This window comes from Geodermatophilus sp. SYSU D00663 (genome assembly GCF_054050655.1).
Genome location: NZ_JBJGZT010000032.1, coordinates 35392 through 53555, shown reverse-complemented (window position 1 = coordinate 53555; position 18164 = coordinate 35392). Strand labels below are relative to the sequence as shown.

The 18164-nt window shown below is 75.5% G+C and carries 15 protein-coding genes and 1 rRNA gene; 7 read left to right on the top strand and 9 right to left on the bottom strand.

Features of this window, described 5'->3' with window-relative positions:
- A 5S ribosomal RNA gene (gene rrf / locus ACI79Z_RS20345) occupies positions 1–107 on the top strand; the annotation flags it as partial.
- Between the two features lie 130 nt (positions 108–237).
- Here the strand turns inward: rrf and ACI79Z_RS20340 are convergent.
- Positions 238–747, bottom strand: a complete 510-nt coding sequence (locus ACI79Z_RS20340; RefSeq protein WP_456903642.1) for a phosphohydrolase — start codon at positions 745–747, stop codon at positions 238–240.
- Between the two features lie 197 nt (positions 748–944).
- Positions 945–1439: a single-stranded DNA-binding protein gene (locus ACI79Z_RS20335; protein ID WP_456903641.1), complete on the bottom strand. Its 495-nt coding sequence runs from the start codon at positions 1437–1439 to the stop codon at positions 945–947.
- A gap of 147 nt (positions 1440–1586) precedes the next feature.
- On the opposite strand from ACI79Z_RS20335, the gene recD2 reads away from it, so the two are divergent.
- The 4 genes from recD2 (at position 1587) to ACI79Z_RS20315 (ending at position 6860) form a co-directional block, all read left to right on the top strand.
- A complete protein-coding gene (recD2, locus tag ACI79Z_RS20330; RefSeq protein WP_387989365.1) occupies positions 1587–3827 on the top strand; it encodes an SF1B family DNA helicase RecD2 in 2241 nt (746 codons plus the stop codon).
- Between the two features lie 101 nt (positions 3828–3928).
- Positions 3929–5404: a hypothetical protein gene (locus tag ACI79Z_RS20325; RefSeq protein ID WP_387989368.1), complete on the top strand. Its 1476-nt coding sequence runs from the start codon at positions 3929–3931 to the stop codon at positions 5402–5404.
- Between the two features lie 66 nt (positions 5405–5470).
- On the top strand, positions 5471–6520 hold the full coding sequence (locus ACI79Z_RS20320; RefSeq protein ID WP_387989371.1) for a PD-(D/E)XK nuclease family protein: 1050 nt from the start codon (positions 5471–5473) through the stop codon (positions 6518–6520).
- 73 nt (positions 6521–6593) lie between these two features.
- Complete coding sequence (locus tag ACI79Z_RS20315; protein ID WP_456903640.1) at positions 6594–6860, top strand: hypothetical protein; 267 nt, start codon at positions 6594–6596, stop codon at positions 6858–6860.
- 3 nt (positions 6861–6863) lie between these two features.
- Here the strand turns inward: ACI79Z_RS20315 and ACI79Z_RS20310 are convergent, their stop codons facing one another.
- The 7 genes from ACI79Z_RS20310 to ACI79Z_RS20280 form a co-directional block, all read right to left on the bottom strand.
- Complete coding sequence (locus tag ACI79Z_RS20310) at positions 6864–8144, bottom strand: class I SAM-dependent methyltransferase (RefSeq protein ID WP_387989377.1); 1281 nt, start codon at positions 8142–8144, stop codon at positions 6864–6866.
- Positions 8145–8268: 124 nt separating this feature from the next.
- The gene (locus ACI79Z_RS20305; RefSeq protein ID WP_456903639.1) at positions 8269–9681 is read right to left on the bottom strand and encodes an adenylate/guanylate cyclase domain-containing protein; all 1413 of its coding nucleotides are present in this window, start codon (positions 9679–9681) and stop codon (positions 8269–8271) included.
- A 350-nt stretch (positions 9682–10031) separates the two neighbouring features.
- On the bottom strand, positions 10032–10523 hold the full coding sequence (locus tag ACI79Z_RS20300; RefSeq protein WP_456903638.1) for a DUF5313 family protein: 492 nt from the start codon (positions 10521–10523) through the stop codon (positions 10032–10034).
- A gap of 76 nt (positions 10524–10599) precedes the next feature.
- Entirely contained in the window at positions 10600–11112 is a 513-nt protein-coding gene (locus ACI79Z_RS20295) for a MarR family winged helix-turn-helix transcriptional regulator (protein ID WP_456903637.1), read from the bottom strand.
- A 183-nt stretch (positions 11113–11295) separates the two neighbouring features.
- On the bottom strand, positions 11296–11979 hold the full coding sequence (locus ACI79Z_RS20290) for a hypothetical protein (protein WP_456903636.1): 684 nt from the start codon (positions 11977–11979) through the stop codon (positions 11296–11298).
- Between the two features lie 299 nt (positions 11980–12278).
- Positions 12279–13289 carry an amidohydrolase family protein gene (locus tag ACI79Z_RS20285; RefSeq protein WP_387989390.1) on the bottom strand — a complete coding sequence of 337 codons (1011 nt, stop codon included), beginning with the start codon at positions 13287–13289 and terminating at the stop codon, positions 12279–12281.
- Positions 13286–13696, bottom strand: coding sequence for a metal-sulfur cluster assembly factor (locus tag ACI79Z_RS20280; RefSeq protein ID WP_387989393.1), 411 nt, complete (start codon positions 13694–13696; stop codon positions 13286–13288). Before ACI79Z_RS20280 ends, ACI79Z_RS20285 begins: the two co-directional genes overlap by 4 nt.
- 326 nt (positions 13697–14022) lie before the next feature.
- On the opposite strand from ACI79Z_RS20280, the gene ACI79Z_RS20275 reads away from it, so the two are divergent.
- Positions 14023–16170 (top strand): DEAD/DEAH box helicase, encoded by a 2148-nt coding sequence (locus ACI79Z_RS20275; RefSeq protein WP_456903635.1) that lies wholly within the window; start codon positions 14023–14025, stop codon positions 16168–16170.
- 67 nt (positions 16171–16237) lie between these two features.
- On the top strand, positions 16238–18154 hold the full coding sequence (locus ACI79Z_RS20270; RefSeq protein ID WP_456903634.1) for an acyl-CoA dehydrogenase family protein: 1917 nt from the start codon (positions 16238–16240) through the stop codon (positions 18152–18154).
- Positions 18155–18164 lie beyond the last annotated feature (10 nt).

Below are 18164 nucleotides of genomic sequence, written 5' to 3'. Positions count from 1 at the left end.
ATGGCGAGAGGGAAACGCCCGGATCCATTCCGAACCCGGAAGCTAAGCCTCTCAGCGCCGATGGTACTGCCCCGGAGACGGGGTGGGAGAGTAGGACGCCGCCGGACAACCATTCAGGAAGGGCCCCGCACCACCCGGTGCGGGGCCCTTCCGGCATTCCTCAGAAGAGCGCGGGGCAGGACCGCGTGGCTGCAGTGGCTTCGCTGCTGCGTCCTGACGAAATCCTCGCCGATGTCCTCACACGAGGACGCGCCGGCCGTGGACGGGGTCCGCGGCCTCGGCCGCGAGCAGGATCCGCCGCGCAGGCCGGTACCGGCCCTCCCGCAGGCTGCGCGCCCGGGCCGGGTCGGTGGCTGCCTGCTGGGCGGCGGCCGCGAGCAGGTGCTGGTTCTCGGCCAGCTTGACCAGGCGGCCGAGCGGGTGCGCCGCACACCGCCGGATGAGGCCGGCGATGTAGGGCTCGCCCGGACGCGGCGTCACGGCGTCGATCGCCTCGACGACGACCGCCGGGACACCCAGGGCGAGCAGCCGGGGCAGGTCGTAGCGGCGGGCGGGATCGGGATGGTCCGCGGTCGTCCGGGCGACGTCCTGCAGCACGCCGGCCATCTCCGCCTCCGGCCCGTACGGCCGCAGCGACTCGGCGATCGGTCGCAGACGCGCCAGGTAGAGGTCCCGGCCGTGCTCGTCGGTCTGCCCCTCGTGGGCGGCCAGGGCGAGGAGGTGGGCGTCGGGAACGGTGAACGCCACGGGTCCGAGGCTAGGCGGTGCCCGGCGCGCCGGGTCCCCGTGCGGGCCGTGTCGGTCGGCGCTCCGACGGGATCACAGCCGCACGTGGTCGACGGAGCCCGCCCGGGCCCGCGCTCGAGGGAGCGGGCCCGGGCGAGCCGGGCGCCGGGACGGTGCCGGCCCCGGGGTCAGGGACCGCGGAGCCGGCACCGTCCCGGTCAGAACGGCGGCTCCTCCTCGGCGAAGCCGCCGACCGGCGCCGCGGCCCAGGGATCGGGCGAGCTGCCCCGGCCGGCACCGTTGCGGACCTCCCGGGGACCCTGTCCGCCACCGGGACCGTCCCCGGAGCGGGCGACCTTGGCGACGGTCGCCGTCGCGTACCGCAGCGACGGGCCGATCTCGTCGACCTCGAGCTCGATGACGGTGCGCTTCTCGCCCTCCTTGGTCTCGAAGGACCGCTGCTTGAGGCGCCCCTGCGCCATGACCCGGGAGCCGCGGGTCAGCGACCCCGCGACGTTCTCGGCCATCTGGCGCCAGCAGCTGCAGCGCAGGAAGAGCGCGTCGCCGTCCTTCCACTCCTGGGTCTGGCGGTCCAGGGTGCGGGGGGTCGAGGCGATGGTGAAGTCGGCAACCGCCGCTCCCGAGGGCGTGAAACGCAGCTCGGGGTCGCTGGTCAGGTTGCCGATGACGGTGATGACAGTGTCGCCGGCCATGATCCGGTCCTCCGTGTTGTCAGTGCATCGCTCAGGTGAGCGTCCGGAGGTTACGAGCACCGTCCGACAGTTCCGTGCGCTCCGCGGATTTCGTCATCGGGTGGTGTGACGATCGGGGGGGACGGCGGAGCAGCGAGGGGACGGCGAGTGGCAGAGGCGCGGACGGGGGCGGTCCTGGAGGCGACGCTGGAGCGGATCACGTTCGCGAACGCCCAGACCGGCTACACCGTGGCCCGGGTCGACACCGGGCGCGGAGGTGACCTGGTCACCGTGGTGGGCTCGTTGCTCGGCGCCCAGCCGGGGGAGACGCTGCAGCTGCGCGGTCGCTGGGGCGCGCACCCCCAGTACGGCCGCCAGTTCCAGGTCGAGGACTACACGACCGTGCTGCCGGCCACGGTGCAGGGCATCCGGCGCTACCTCGGCTCGGGGCTGGTCAAGGGGATCGGCCCGCGCCTGGCGGCGCAGATCGTCGACCACTTCGGGGCCGACGCGCTGCGGGTGATCGAGGAGCAGCCGGCCCGGCTGGCCGAGGTGCCCAAGCTCGGCCCCAAGCGCACCCGGCTGATCACCGAGGCCTGGGAGGAGCAGCGGGCCATCAAGGAGGTGATGGTCTTCCTGCAGGGCGTCGGGGTCTCCACCTCGCTCGCCGTGCGCATCTACAAGCAGTACGGCGGCGCCTCGATCGGCGTCGTCCGCACGGAGCCCTACCGCCTGGCCGCCGAGGTCTGGGGCATCGGCTTCAAGACGGCCGACACGATCGCCGCCGCGGTCGGCATCCCGCACGACAGCACCCAGCGGGTGGAGGCGGGCCTGCAGTTCGTGCTCTCGGAGGCGACCGGGCAGGGCCACTGCTTCCTCCCCGAGCCGGAACTCATGGCCCGCGCGGTCGAGATGCTGCAGGTCCCCGCCGACCTGGTGCGCCACTGCCTGGCCCTGCTGGTCGCGGACCAGGGACTGATCCGCGACGAGCTGCCCGGCGCGCACGGCGCCCCGCCCACCGTGGCCCACTACCTCGTCCCCTTCCACCGGGCCGAGGTCTCCCTCGCCGCCGGGCTGCGGAGGCTGGCCACCGCGGCCGAGGACCGCATGCCGGCCTTCGCCACCGTCGACTGGGACGCCGCGCTGGCCTGGCTGCACCGGCGCACCGGCGTCGAGCTCGCGCCCGGCCAGCGGGACGCCGTCCGGCTGGCCCTGACCGAGCGGCTCGCCGTCCTCACCGGCGGACCCGGCTGCGGCAAGAGCTTCACGGTGCGCTCGATCGTCACCCTCGCGAAGGCCAAGGGCGCGCGGATCGTGCTGGCGGCACCGACCGGCCGGGCGGCGAAGCGGCTCACCGAGCTGACCGGGGTCGAGGCGGTGACCGTCCACCGGCTGCTGGAGCTGCGCCCCGGCGGCGACGCCGCCTACGACCGGGACCGGCCGCTCGACGCCGACCTGGTCGTCGTCGACGAGTCCTCGATGCTGGACCTGCTGCTGGCCAACAAGCTGGTGCGGGCGGTCCCGCCGGGCGCGCACCTGCTCCTGGTCGGCGACGTCGACCAGCTGCCGTCGGTCGGCGCCGGCGAGGTGCTGCGCGACCTGCTCGCCGAGGGCACCCCGGTGCCGCACGTGCGCCTGACGCAGGTCTTCCGGCAGGCCAGCCGGTCCGGCGTGGTGACCAACGCCCACCGGATCAACGCCGGCACCCCGCCGCAGGTGCAGGGCCTCGACGACTTCTTCCTGTTCCCCACCGACGACGCCGAGGAGGCCGCCCGGCTCACCGTGGACGTCGTCACCCGGCGGATCCCGGCCCGGTTCGGCCTCGACCCGCGCCGCGACGTCCAGGTGCTCACCCCGGTGCACCGCGGCCCCGCCGGGGCCGCCGGGCTCAACGAGCTGCTGCAGGAGGCGCTCACCCCGGCGCGGCCCGACCGCGCGGAGAAGCGTTTCGGCGGGCGGGTATTCCGCGTGGGGGACAAGGTCACCCAGGTCCGCAACGACTACGACAAGGGCCGCAACGGCGTCTTCAACGGCACCCAGGGCGTCGTCACCGCGATCGACCCGGTGGACCAGAAGGTCACCGTGGTCACCGACGAGGACGAGGCGATCGAGTACGACTTCGCCGAGCTCGACGAGCTGGTGCACGCCTACGCGGTCACCGTGCACCGCTCGCAGGGCAGCGAGTACCCGTGCGTCGTCGTCCCGCTGACCACCAGCGCCTGGATGATGCTGCAGCGCAACCTGCTCTACACCGCGGTCACCCGGGCCAAGCAGCTCGTCGTGCTGGTCGGCTCGCCCCGGGCGCTGGCCCAGGCCGTGCGGGCCGCCGGCTCCGGGCGCCGGCACACCGCCCTCGCCCACCGGCTGCGCGGCCGGGTGTCCTCCGACGACGGCCCGGACCAGGACTGACGCGGTTCCCGGGACGGGGTGTCAAGTCGACACGCCGTTTTGTCGGTACCCCTCCGTAGGTTCGGGATCGACATCTTCCCCGTGTCATCAAGGAGTCCGACATGGCCGTCCCTGGCCTCAAGACCCGCAAGCCCACCGGCCGCGTGCCGTGGCCGTGCATCCTCCTCGAGGGCGAGGAGAAGGCAGGAAAGAGCTGGGCGCTGGCCCAGTTCAGCAGCAGTGACCGGATCGGCGCGCTCTACTGGATCGACCTCAACGAGGGCGCCGGTGACGAGTACGGCGCGATCCCCGGTGCGAGGTACCAGCTCATCGAGCACGACGGCTCCTACGCCGCGGTGCTGGCGGCCGTCCAGGCGGTCAAGGCCGAGGCCCGCCGCGCCTCCGACGCCGGCGAGCCCCCGGTCGTGCTCGGCATCGACACCGGCTCGGCGATCTGGGACGGCCTCAAGGACTGGGCCAGCGAGCGCGCCGCGAAGTCCGCCCGCAACCGCGAGCTGCTCAAGCGCGACCCCAACGCCGAGGTGACCATCAGCCAGAACCTGTGGAACGACGCCGGCGCCCGCTGGCGCAAGCTGCAGACCGAGCTGCTCACCTTCCCGGGGATCGTCGTCGTGACCGCCCGCGGCAAGGAGGTCACCGAGGTCGACAGCAACGGCCGCCCGATCGAGGGGCAGAAGACCTGGTCGGTGCAGACCCACCGGGAGTTCCCGTACGCGGCGAGCGTGTGGATGCGGCTGCGCCGCGGCCGCCGGCCGCTGATCGTCGGCGCGCGCAGCGTGCACGTGGGCATCAAGCCCAACGACGACCCGGCCCGCGAGGTCACCGACCCGAAGGCCTCCGGCCGGCTGCTGGAGTGGCTGGTGTTCGACGCGCTCAAGTGCGACCCGGGCACCGCGCACGTGCGCGACCTCGTCTCCTTCCACGGCGGCGGGCTGCTCGACCACGAGCGCACCGAGGAGGCGCAGCAGGCCCGCCCGGCCGCCCGGGCCGGCGGGCGGGGCGAGCCGGACGCCGCCGACCTGGTCGCGCGGATCGACGACGCCCGCGACGACGACGAGCTGCGCGCGGTCTGGACCGAGGCCAACCGCAACGGCCTGCTGCAGGCCGACGTCCCCACCGCCGGCGGCTCGTACACGGTCGCGGAGCTGATCCGCGCCCGGCACGAGCAGCTGGTCGAGGCGTCGGTGGAGGCCCACCCCGCCGGCCGACGCCGGGTCGCGGCCGGCGACCCGTCGGTCCCGCAGACGCCCGCCGCGGTGCTGCAGGCCGCCCAGGCCGCGGCGGCGGCCGCGCAGGCCGCCGTCTCGGCGCCCCGGCCCGACGCCGAGGAGGCCGCGCCGGCGAACCCGCTGCTGGAGTCCTCGCCGACCCCGGACGACCCGCGGGAGCGGCGGAACACCGCGGCCCGCCGGGGCGTGCTGGCCAGCCTGGAGAGCCTGGGCGTGACCGACGAGCAGATCGGCGCCCGGTTCGGCCGGTCCGTCGAGCACGTGGCCACCAAGCGGCTGACCGCACTGGTGCGCGCGGTCATCGCCGAGCGCCGGGACGGCGACGACGGTCGTGCGGACGTCGCCTGAGCCGCGGGACGGAGCGGGGCCGGTCCACCCGGCCCCGCTCCGCCGCCTCCTCCGGGAGGCGGGACGGTGACCGCCGTGCTGCCCGCGCGCCCCAGCGCCGCCGAGCGGCGGGCCGCGCCCAGCCTGGCCGCGGCGGTCCGGGACCTCGACAGCCGCCGGGCCCGCTCCCGGCAGCGGATGATCGGCGCCTCCGAGGTCGGCGAGTGCCGCCGCCGGGCGGCCTACCGGATCGCCCGCCGCCGCCCCACCAACGCCCGCGCCGGGCTGCAGGCCTTCATCGGCACCGAGCTGCACCGCGGGGTGCTCCGGGCGCTGCGCCGCCAGTACGGCGGGCTGACCGAGGTGGGCCTGCGGGGCGAGCAGGTCAAGGGCCGCTGCGACTGGTGGCACGAGCCGGTGGTGGAGGACCTCAAGACGACGTCGCGGTTCGGCTTCGAGCGGGTCCTCACCCGCGGCGTGCCGGTCCGGCACTGGTTCCAGGTGGCCCTCTACGGGTGGCTGTTGCGCACCGGGCAGACCGCCGACCGGCGGCTGCCGTCGGGGGACGGGCAGGACGTCGAGGGCCTGCGGATCCGCTACCTGTCCCGCGACTCCGGCGAGGACGTCGTCTTCGAGGCCGACCACGACCCGGCGCTGACCGCCGAGGCGCTCATGTGGTTGACCGACGTCTACGCCACCGTGGAGGAGGACGGCGTCGACGCCGTCCCGCGCGACGGGTTCGGGCCCGGCGTGGACGGGATGTGCGACTGGTGCCCGTTCCTCGACCTGTGCTGGGGGCCGCCGGTGGACCCCGAGACGGAGGGCGAGGTGTCCCGCCAGTCCCGGCTGACGGTCACCGACGCCGACTACGTGGAGGCCGTCCACGACTACGACGCCTGGCGGGCGGCGGAGAACGAGGCGCGGCGCCACAAGGAGTTCGCCCGCGAGCGGCTGCGGGGCCGCTCCGGGCCGGCCGGCGACCTGCACTGCGAGTGGTCCGGCGGCGGGATGCGCACGCAGGTCGACAAGGACGCCGCGGTCGAGCGGCTGGCCGAGCTCGGCGAGGTCGTGCCCACCCGGCGCACCCGCAGCGCGTCGACGATCCGGGTCACGCGGAACGGGATCCGGCCCGACTGAGGACCCGGTGGCGCGACGTCACCCCTCGGGTGCACCATCGAACACACGTTCGAAGCACATCCCGGAGGCACTGATGACCACCGTCCCGACGTCCCGCCTGTCCGCCGGGGAGCCGGTCCTGACCGGCGACGTCATCGGCACCGACTTCGGACTCCCGCTCGTCCGGCCGGTCAAGACCGCCCGCGGGGGCCGGGTCCGGGTGGTGCGCTCGCGCTGCCGGGCGCACGGCGGCGTCGTCGTCTGGTTCACCGACGGCACCAAGACCCCGCCGCTGCACGGGCGCACCGGCTGGATCCTCGCCGAGCCGGGTCCGGGGGCGCCGGCGCAGGACGTCGCCTGAGGCTCACACCCACGCGGTGCGCCGCAGCGGGGGCGGCGCGCCGCCGGGCCGCTGGGCGAGCACCTGGTCGACGCCCATGGTCCCCGCCTCGAACGCCAGGGCACACGCCGCCATGTACAGCCGCCACACCCGGGCGCGCCCTTCGCCGGCGGCGGCCACCGCCTCGTCCCAGTGCCGCTCCAGCCGGGCGACCCAGGCGCGCAGGGTCAGGGCGTAGTGCCGGCGCAGCGCCTCCACGTCGAGCACCTCCAGGCCGGCGTCCTCCAGCGCGCCGACGGTCTCCGCCAGGCCCAGCAGCTCCCCGTCGGGGAAGACGTAGCGGGCGATGAACGAGTCCGGGTCCGGCCGCCACCGCCCGTCGCGCCATGCGATGGCGTGGTTGAGCAGCCGGCCGCCGGGGCGCAGCAGGTCGCGCAGGTGCGCGGCGTACCCGGGCATCTGCTGCCGGCCGACGTGCTCGGCCATCCCGATCGAGGCGATCGCGTCGAACGGCCCGTCGGTGACCTCGCGGTAGTCCTGCACCCGCACCTCGACCCGGCCGGCCAGGCCCGCCTCCGCGACCCGCTCGCGCGCCAGGGCGGCCTGCTGGGCGGACAGCGTGACCCCGACGACGTCGGCGCCGTACCGGCGCGCGGCGTGCAACGCCAGGCCGCCCCACCCGCAGCCCACGTCGAGCACGCGCATCCCGGGCCGGAGCCCGAGCTTGCGGCAGACCAGGTCGAGCTTGGCCTCCTGGGCGGCGTCGAGGCCGGTGCGCTCGTCGGTCCACACCGCGCACGAGTAGACCAGCGTGGGCCCGAGGACGAGGGCGTAGAAGTCGTTGCCGACGTCGTAGTGGTGGGCGATCGCGGCGGCGTCCCGGCCGCGGGAGTGGCGGAGCCCGGTCCCGCCGACGCGGGCCTCCTCCGCCGGCGGGGCCGGCGGCGGCCCGACGGCGCCCAGCCGGGCGGCGGTGCGCAGCAGCGCCCAGCGCGCGGACGGGCGCAGCGGCGGGGCCGGTTCCCCCTGTCCCCACGTCGCGAGCACGCCCAGCGCGGTGAGGGTGGCGAACACGTCGCCGGGGACGTCGATGTCGCCGGCGACGTAGGCGCGGGCCAGGCCGAGCTGGACCGGCGACCACAGGACCCGGCGGAACGCCCGCCGCGAGCGGACGACGACCACCGGTGCGCCCGCCGGGCCGGTCTCGCTGCCGTCCCAGGCCCGCAGCCGGACGGGCAACCCGTCGGCGCCGAGGAGCGTCGCCAGCGCGTGCGCCGCCCGGGGCGCCACCTCCCTCGTGCCCATGTCGGCTCCTCTCGCCGCGGCCACGTCGCCTGCGCCTCCCCCCGTGCAGGAGGCACCGTGCCAGCGGGCCGCCCCGTCCCGCACCGGGTTCGACCACGCCGGGCGGGCCGCCCGTCCGGGCCGGTCAGCGCGCGGACCGGGCCGAGGAGGCGCCGCGCCTGCCGCCGGGCCGTGGGGCCGGGACGGCGGAGGTCCGCAGGGGGAGCTGCACGAGGTAGGCGTCCACCGCCGCGTCCCTGCCCTTGAGCTGCAGTCCCGTCACCGGCACGAGGTCGACCGCGCCCGGCAGCTGGTCGCGCGTCCCGGTGCCGACCAGGACGCCGCCGACCGGGGCGTGCTGCTGCAGCCGGGCCGCGACGTTCACGGTGTCCCCGACGGCGGGGTAGACCAGGTAGCCGCTGCCACCCATCTCGCTGAACACGACCGGGCCGCTCTCGACGCCGATCCGCAGCCCCGGCCAGTCGGGGTGCTCGGCGCGGATCCGCGCCACCTCCGCCTGCAGCACCGCGGCCGCCTCCACCGCGCGCAGCGCGTGGTCGGGCTGGTCCCCGGCGCGGTTGAACGTGGCGAACACGCCGTCGCCGGCGAACTTCTCCACCTCGCCGCCGAACCTCCGGGAGATCAGCGGCGCGGCCCGCTCGTAGTAGGCCCGCAGCATGGCCGCGACCTCCACCGCGTCGCGCCGGGCGGTGAAGGTGGTGAAGCCCGCCAGGTCACCGACCAGGACGGACACCTCGCCGCGGTGCTCGCGCGTCGTCGGCAGGTAGAGGGTGCGGAAGCGCTCGTCGCGCCACTCGCGCCGCGCGGCGGCGAAGACCAGGAGGTAGGCGATGACGATCAGCGCGTGCCACACCCACCAGGCGGGGTGCCACTTGCGCTCGCCGGCCAGCGCCACGCCCACCAGGGCCTCCGCGAGCAGGCCGTAGCAGGCCACGACGCTGAAGAGCAGCAGCCCGAAGTGGCTCCGGTTGACCCACCAGAGGCGGACCGCCGCCAGCAGGTAGAGGAGCGCGCCGACCGCCGCGGCCGCCGTGAGCGCGACGTGCTCCCCGCCCTCGGCGCTCACCTGCTGCAGCGGCGGCCACTCGGCCACCGACCACAGCCCCCAGACGACGATCGACCCGAGGACGGCGCCGCGCAGCGCCCGCCGGTGGCGCGCCACCCACGCCTCGGCCGGGGGCCGAGCGTCCACCAGCGCCGACGCCGCGGCGAAGGGGGCGGCGACGAGCAGACCGGTCGTGATGGCGACGGTGAAGCCGGGCAGCGCGTCGTGGGTGAGCACGTGCTGGGTGCCGACGGCGTGCAGCGCCATGAAGCCGCTGGTCGCGAGGAACGCCAGGGACAGGAGCAGGACGCGGGCGTCCCCGCGCCGGCGGGCCGCCTCCCCGGCGACCAGCGACAGGCTGGCCGCCACGGCCCCGACGGTCAGGAAGACGGAGAAGTGCAGCGCCGGCCCGGTCCAGTGCAGCCCCTCGAAGTCGCTGCGCAGCAGGAACACCAGCCCGACCAGGGGGAGGGCCATCGCGACGAGCAGCATCGCCGCGACCGTCGGCCGGCGTCCGTGGACGGCGATCAGGTGGGCGAGGGTGCCGGGTGTGGTCCGCCCCGCGCCCGCGAGTGCCGGGGCGACGTCCTCCCGGCGGTGACGGAGTGGGGACCCGGTCGCGGGGTCGCGGTGCCGGCCGCTCACCGCACGTCCCCGGGACGGGCACGAGGACGGCTGCGCCGCGGGGGCTCCTCCCGGAGCCGGCGGCGTGCGCTCCCGGCCGACGTGGCCGGTGCCGAGGCCACGGAGGGCAGTGTGCTCCCGGGAAGGGGGCGGGCACCAGCACCGCGGTACCCGCCGTCGACCGGAGCCGCCGGTCAGTGCACCCGGCGGCTGCGCACCTAGCGGCCCGTCCGGTCGCGGTAGCGGGCGGCGCGCCGGGCCGCCGCGGCCTGGCGGCGCTGCCGGTCGCGCTGCTCGCGCGCCTCCCACCGGGCCTCGCGGTGGGCGGCGGCGGTGCCGACCGGGTAGCCGGCCTTGACCACGCGGTTCTCGGTCGCCTCCACCATGTAGGCCAGCGAGTAGACCATCCCCAGCGCGATGCCCCCGCCGGCCGCCGCCAGCCGCAGCCCCCAGCCGGCCGGCAGCAGCAGCATGACCAGGGCGATGGGGACCGCCATCTGCACGAGGCTGCGCACGACGTGGCGCGCCCACCAGGTGCTCGTCGTCGTGTCGAACAGGACCCAGCCGCGGTTGCGCCGGGGGAGTCCGCCGCCGAGGGCGTACCACAGCCACCGGTGGGGGGCGGGGCGGACGACGGGGTCGGCCGGCGCGCCGGACGTCGGGCTGGGCTGGGTCATGTCGGTGATGTGCTCCTGCTCGGTGACGGCCACGCCTCCATCGTCCCCCGGATCCCGTGGGGCACCAAGCATTGGTGGACCATGTGTCGGACCCGACAGTCGGGGCGGTTCACGCTCGATCGCGGGCGGCCAGCGCCTCCTGCGAGGCGGCGATCACCCGGGTGAGGGCCCCGTGCAGGCTCACCAGCTCCTCGAGGGGCATGCCGAGACGCTCGACGACGCCGGCCGGGATCGCCTCGGCCCGGGCACGCAGCGCTAGCCCCTCCTCGGTCAGCGCGAGCGCCAGGTTGCGCTGGTCCGCGGGATCGCGCTCCCGGCGCAGCAGGCCGGCCGTCTCGAGCCGCTTGAGCAGGGGGGAGAGGGTGCCGGGGTCGAGCTGCAGCAGCCCCGACAGCCGCTTCACCGACAGCGACCCGTGCTGCCACAGCGCGAGCATCACCAGGTACTGCGGATGGGTCAGGCCCAGCGGTTCGAGGACGGGGCGGTAGACGGCGACCACGTTGCGCGCGGCCACCGAGAGCGCGAAGCACACCTGCCGGTCGAGGGCGAGCACGTCCTCGGAGGCGAGGGCGCGCAGGTCCTCGGACCCGGCGGGAGCCTGCGGCGTCTGGCTCGTGGTCACCCCGCCAGGGTAGGACGTTGGGGTACCAACGGTTCGGCCGCCAACGGGTTCCCGGTCACCCCCCGCAGCCCACGGGCAGCGCGCCGGCCCGTGGGTGCGGGAGGTGCCGTGCGGGCCCGGCGCCACCTCGACGTCGTGCCCGGCCCGCGGCTGCCGGGCGCCCACCGCCCGGCGCGCCCGCCGTCAGTCCGCGCAGAGCGTGGTCACCCGGACGGCCCCGACGAACGGCGCCTCCCAGCGCCTGCGGAACTCGGTGACGTGCTGCTCGGTGGGGAAGTACACGGCGACGGCGTGCTCCGACCGGTCGCGGCCCAGCGCCTCTGCCGCCCCCTCGTCACACGCCAGCTCGCCCAGGCCGGCGCCCGGCCAGAGTTCCTGGACGTCGGCGAGGACCTGCTGGAGCGCGGGGTCGCCGGGTGCTCCGACGGCGACGTAGGCGGCCCAGAGGAGGGCGCCGTGCGTCGGGGTGGACTCGATCGGCCAGCCGGGGAGGCCCTCGGTCCCGTTGCCCGTGCCCTCGTCACCCGTGCCCTCGTCACCCGTGCCCTCGTCACCGGGGTCCTGGGGCGCCGAGGTCCCCGCGGCGGTGCCGTCGTCGTCGGCGGCGGTGGTGTCGTCCGCGGTGCCGTCGTCGTCCGCGGTGTCGTCGTCCGCGGTGCCGTCGTCCGTGGTGGTGGTGCCGTCGTCGGTCGTGGTGCCGTCGTCGGTCGCGTCGGCCGGTGCCGGCGGCGGGGTCGCGGACGCCTCGACGGAGGGGCTCGCGGAGCTGCCGGTGGTCGGAGAGGCCGTGCCGTCCGCTCCGCCCGAGCAGCCGGCCAGCAGCAGGGCGCCGGTGAGGAGCGACGACACGAGCGCGGAGCGGTTCACGGGGACCTCCTCGGATCTGAGGCCGTGAGGATCGACAGTCCGCGCAGGCGTCACCAGGGGGACCGTGCGTCCGCTGTCGCCGAAGTCCCGGTGCCGGGTGCACGACACCTGCCAGTTCCGCGGCGTGGTCTCCCGGGTCCCCGGGCGAGTCGCTCACTCCGCCGTGAGCCGGGCACGGACGGTCACCGGACGAGGCGGCGGCAAGGAGCCCCGCGCGCACGCGCTCCCCGAGCGCGGCGAGCCGCCGCGGCTGCTCGCCGGCGCCGCCGGCCGGATCGTCCTCCGTCCCCGACGCGGGATCAGTGCTGCTGGGGGCGGCCCAGCCGCGCCTTCGTCTCCTCCACGTCGAACCCGTGCAGGCGGAGCAGGTTCTCGCCGAGGATCTTCCGCTTGGCGACGTCGGTGAGCTGCGGATAGCCGTAGCCCTCGCACAGGTCCTGCGGGATGGAGAAGTCCATGAAGGCCCGCAGCGCCCACTGCGGGTGGAAGATCGGCGCCTCCGAGCCGTAGACGATCTTGTCCTCCCCGCACCAGAACAGCAGCTTGCCGAGGATCTCGGCGAACATCCGCGGCGCCCGGACGACGAAGTTGATCGTCGCCGCCAGCGAGGCGTACAGGTTGGGCCAGCGGATCAGCTGCCAGCAGGTCTCGTCGATGAACGGCAGCCCGACGTGGAAGATCACGAAGTTGATGTCCGGGAAGGCGGCCGCGGCGCCGTCCATGTCCCAGGTCTGGGTCGCCTCGACCGGCTGCGGCCCCAGCGGCACGCCCTTGTGCACGCCGATGAGGTTCACCCCGAGCTCCTGGGCCTTCTCGAACACCGGGAAGGCGACCCTCGGGTCGTCCATCCGCCACGGGAACGGGGAGCCGTAGTCGTAGCGGACGTTGTAGAACTTGAACGCCCTGGCGCCGAACTCGCCGACCTGGCGCTCCATCAGGTCCAGCGCCCGGCGTCCCTCGAGCGGGTTCACCGAGCCCCAGAACACCGTCCGGTCCGGGTCCCGCATCGCCAGTTCCGCGCACGTCTCCCACGGGGAGAGCCCGTCGCGGAACAGGTCGGTCAGCGGCAGCGGCATCGCGGCCAGCATGTCGGTGTCCGACTGCTCGTAGACCATCTGCCGGATGTCGGCCGGCGTCCACTCCCGGAGGAACTCCTCCGCCGACAGCGTCGGCTCGCCGTCCGGGGTCAGCGTCGTGTGGAAGGCGTACAGGTGGTTGGCGAACATCTGCCCCGGTGACCCGAACGCGTTCTTGGCCGTGAAGTTGAACGGGTGCGCGACCCCGTCGAACACGAATGCGTCGCCGATCATGGTCGTCCTCCTGGGCTGGGGCCGAGCGGCCGGGAGCGGTGGGCGGTGAGGAAGGCGTCGCGGTCGGGGACGGCGACGGGGTCGGGAAGGGACCGCAGCCGGCGGGCGGCCGCGGGGGAGAGCCGGTCGGTCGTCCAGGCCTCGTCCCAGACGACCTCCACCTCGCAGGTCTCGACGCCGGGTTGCTGCCGGATCGCCGTCTCGACGTCGCTGACCACCCGGGCGGCGAACGGGCACCAGCCCGAGGTGAGCAGCAGCTCGACCCGGACGTGGCCGTCGCGGACGTCGACCGACCGGAGCAGGCCCATGTCGACGACGGAGATGCCCTTCTCCCGGCAGCAGGGGTCGAACACGGTGGACAGCGCGCGGGCGGCCCACCCGGGCACCGCGGGGGACGGCTGCGTCATCCCGCCATGGTGTGACCTGCGTCACGGTCGGACCAGGGGTTCGGCCACGACCGGTCCCGTCCGGCCGGCTGGGGAGGGCCCGGGAACAGCGCGGCTCCCCGGGTGTTGACACCATGGAGGCCCCGCCCCCGGGACCGGAGCGGGTCGCCCGACGGCGACCTCCCGCCGGCCGGGGCTCCCGGGCCGCCGTCCGCGGTCCCCGGGCGCCCTCGGGCGCCCCGCCCGACGCGGGGCACCGGACCCCGTCCGGAGCGTCCCCGCTCCGGCCGCGGGACCGTGCGCGACGCTGCCGCGGCGACCGTGCCCGGCACTGCAGAGGAGGATCCTTGGCTCGACCAGGCCAGCGCCAGTCAGGCGCTCGCCGCAGCGCCCCGCGCGACCAGCGGCGGGGCCGCCGTGACGACGACGTCGTCGCGGTGCTCGCCCGCACCGTCCGGGACGTGGAGGCGGCCGCCCGGCGCGGGCGCGTGACGCCCTCCGTGCGCACGCGGTTCCAGGCCGTCGCGCTGCTGCTGCGCGACGAGCGCGCCCGCGTCCGCGCGGACACGGGCCTCAGCGACGGCCGCCGGAGCGAGCAGCTCAAGCGCCTGGACGGCGTGGCGACCATCCTCGCGACGACCGCCGTCCGCGACGCCGGGCTGCTGGCGCTGCTCGGCGAGGACGCCGTCGTCTCCGACGCGGCCCGGTCGCTCGTGCGCGAGATGCAGAAGGCCGCCGGTGTCGAGCCGGTCGTCGAGGAGGCCGCGCCGGCCGACGTCCCGGACGAGCCCGCCACCCCCCAGCGCCGCGCCGTGCCGCAGTCGGTCATCTCCCGGCAGCTGGCCAACCCGTTCCTCGCCCCGGACTTCTCCGCCGCCGCCCCGCGCGCCCCGCGCCCTCGCCGCCTGGCCGGCTGGGAGCTGCTCGGCCCGCTGCTGACCTCCTTCGAGCGCGCCGGCGGCGGGGCCCCGGCGTGCATGGACCTGCCCTTCCCGACGGACCGCTTCACCCCGGCCGGGCTGGAGCTGATGCCGCACCAGGGGCAGCTGGTCGCCGCGGCCGCGGCCGGGCACCGGACCTTCCTGCTCGCCGACGAGCCCGGCCTGGGCAAGACCGCGCAGGCGCTGCTCGCCGCGGAGGCGGCGGACGCCTACCCGCTGCTCGTCGTCGTGCCCAACGTCGTCAAGACCAACTGGGCGCGGGAGGCCGGCCGCTGGACGCCGCACCGCCCGGCCACCGTGGTGCAGGGCGACGGCGAGACGGTCGACGGCTTCGCCGACGTCGTCGTCGTCAACTACGAGGTCCTCGACCGCCACGTGGGCTGGCTCGGCGACTTCGGCTTCCGCGGGATGGTCGTCGACGAGGCGCACTTCATCAAGAACAAGACCTCGCAGCGCTCGCAGCACGTCCTCGCGCTGTCCGAGCGGATCCGGTCGCGCACCGTGCGGCCGCTGCTGATGGCCCTCACCGGCACCCCGCTGATCAACGACATCGAGGACTTCCGGGCCATCTGGCAGTTCCTCGGCTGGATCGACGACGCCAAGCCGCTCGGCGAGCTGATGGACGCGCTCGAGGACACCGGCCTGACGCCCGCGGACCGCGGCTTCTCCGCCGCCGCCCGGCAGTGCGTGATCGACCTGGGGATCGTGCGCCGCCGCAAGGTCGACGTCGCCGCCGACATCCCCGCCCGCCGCATCGCCGACCTCCCGGTCGAGCTGGACGGCGCGGCCGGCCGGTCGATCCGGGCGGCCGAGCAGGAGCTGGTCCGCCGGATGGTGCGGCAGTACGAGACCGCGCTCGCGGCGCGGACCTCCGGCGTCGTCGAGGGGATCGACGCCGACCTGGTGCGCCGGGTGGCCCGGTCCGAGCTGAAGGACGCCACCACCACGACCGGCGAGAACGTGTTCGGCATGATGCGGCGGATCGGCCGGGCGAAGGCCGGGCTGGCCGCCGACTACGCCGCCCAGCTGGCCCGCAGCGCCGGCAAGGTCGTCTTCTTCGCCAAGCACGTCGACGTCATGGACGCCGCCGAGGAGACCTTCGCCCGGCAGGGCGTGCGGTTCTCCTCCATCCGGGGCGACCAGACGCCGGCGGCGCGGCAGCGGGAGGTCGACGCGTTCGTCACCGACCCCGACGTCCACGTCGCGGTGTGCTCGCTGACCGCGGCGGGCGTGGGGCTGAACCTGCAGGTCGCGTCCAACGTCGTGCTCGCCGAGCTGTCGTGGACCGACGCCGAGCAGACCCAGGCGATCGACCGCAGCCACCGCATCGGCCAGACCGAGCCGGTCACCGCGTGGCGGATCATCGCCGCCCAGACCCTCGACGCGCGGATCGCCGAGCTGATCGACACCAAGGCGGGCCTCGCCGCCCGGGCGCTGGACGGCTCCGACGAGGAGGTGTCCTCGTCGGCGGACGTGCAGCTCGAGGCGCTCGTGGCGCTGCTGACCGACGCGCTGCGGACGTCGTCCGGGCAGGAGGAGGCCCTCGGCGCCTGACCGCATCGCGCCGGTCCTCGTGCCGGGGACCGTTGTCCCGGCGTGGGGACCGGCGCGATGCTGCCCCATGGCGTCGAACCCCACGTACGAGCAGTCGAAGCAGGTCGCCGAGGCCGGCCGCGAGGCCGCGTGGACCCGGCCGTCGTTCGGCCGGGAGCTGTTCCTCGGCAACCTCCGCCTGGACCTGGTCCACCCGCAGCCGGAGCTCGACCCGGCCGCGGTGGCGAAGGGGGAGGCGTTCCTCGAGCGCCTCCGCGCCTTCCTCACCGAGCGCGTCGACCCCCAGCGGATCGAGCGGGAGGCGAGGATCCCCGCCGACGTGGTCAGGGGCCTCGGGGAGCTCGGCGCCCTCGGCATGAAGATCCCCGAGGAGTACGGGGGACTGGGGCTGAGCCAGGTGTACTACAACCGGGCGCTGGCCCTGGCCGGCACCTGGCACTCGTCGATCTCGACGCTGCTGTCGGCGCACCAGTCGATCGGCCTGCCCGAGCCGCTGCGGCTGTTCGGCTCGGAGGAGCAGAAGCGGACCTGGCTGCCCCGGCTCGCCCGCGACGCCGTGTCGGCGTTCCTGCTCACCGAGCCCGACGTCGGCTCCGACCCCGCCCGGATGAGCACCACGGCGGTCCCGACCGACGACGGCACCGGCTACCGGATCACCGGCACCAAGCTGTGGGCGACCAACGGCGCCATCGCCGACGTCGTCGTGGTGATGGCCGTCGTCCCCGCGTCCGAGGGTCACCGGGGCGGCATCACCGCCTTCATCTGCCCCACCGACCGCCCGGGCGTCACGGTCGAGCACCGCAACGCGTTCATGGGGCTGCGGGGCATCGAGAACTCGGTGACCCGCTTCGACGACGTCCTCGTCCCCGCGGGCGACGTCATCGGCGGCGAGGGGAGGGGGCTGCGGATCGCGCTCACCACGCTGAACACCGGCCGCCTGTCGCTGCCGGCGTTCTGCCTGGCGGAGGCCCGGTACGCCCTGAAGATCGCGCGCGAGTGGTCGGCCGAGCGCCGGCAGTGGGGCCGGCCGATCGGCGAGCACGACGCGATCGCGCAGAAGCTCGCGTGGCTCGCCGGCACCGCGTTCGGGCTCGAGGCGGTGCTCGAGGTGTCCAGCCGCCTCGCCGACGACAAGCGCAACGACATCCGCATCGAGGCCGCCCTCGCCAAGCTCTACGGCTCCGAGCTCGGGTGGACCGCCGTCGACGAGATGGTGCAGATCCGCGGCGGCCGCGCCTACGAGACCGCCGAGTCCCTCGCCCGGCGTGGCGAGAAGCCGGTGCCGGCCGAGCAGATGCTGCGCGACATGCGCATCAACCGGATCTTCGAGGGCTCCACCGAGATCATGCACCTGCTCATCGCCCGCGAGGCCGTCGACCAGCACCTGCAGGTCGCGGGCGGCCTGCTCGGCGACTCCGGCCTGGCCGACAAGGCGCGGGCCGCCGGGAGGGCGGGCGCCTTCTACGCCCGGTGGTTCCCGGCGCTGGCCACGGGCCCCGGCCGGCGTCCCGGCGCCTTCGCCGAGTTCGGCGAGCTGGCCGGGCACCTGCGCTGGGCCGAGCGCTCCGCGCGCAAGCTCGCCCGCTCGACCTTCTACGCGATGGCCCGCCACCAGGGGCGCCTGGAGCGCAAGGGCCGGCTGCTCGGGCGGATCGTCGACATCGGTGCCGAGCTCTACGCCGTCGCCTGCGCCTGCGTGCACGCCGACACCCTCGCCCGCGAGCGGCCCGACCGCCGCCAGGAGGCGGTCGAGCTGGCCGACCTGTTCTGCGGCCAGGCCCGCCGCCGGGCCGGCCGGCTGTTCCGCGAGCTGTGGGCCAACGACGACGACCGCCAGTACGCGGCCGCGCAGCGGGTGCTCGCCGGCCGCTACGCGTGGTTCGAGGAGGACGTGCTCGACCCCGCCGGCGACGGCCCGATGATGCCGGCGCGCGCCCGGCCGGACGGGGCGCCGGTCCCGGTGGATGCCGTGGCCGCGCGGTAGGAGGCTGCCC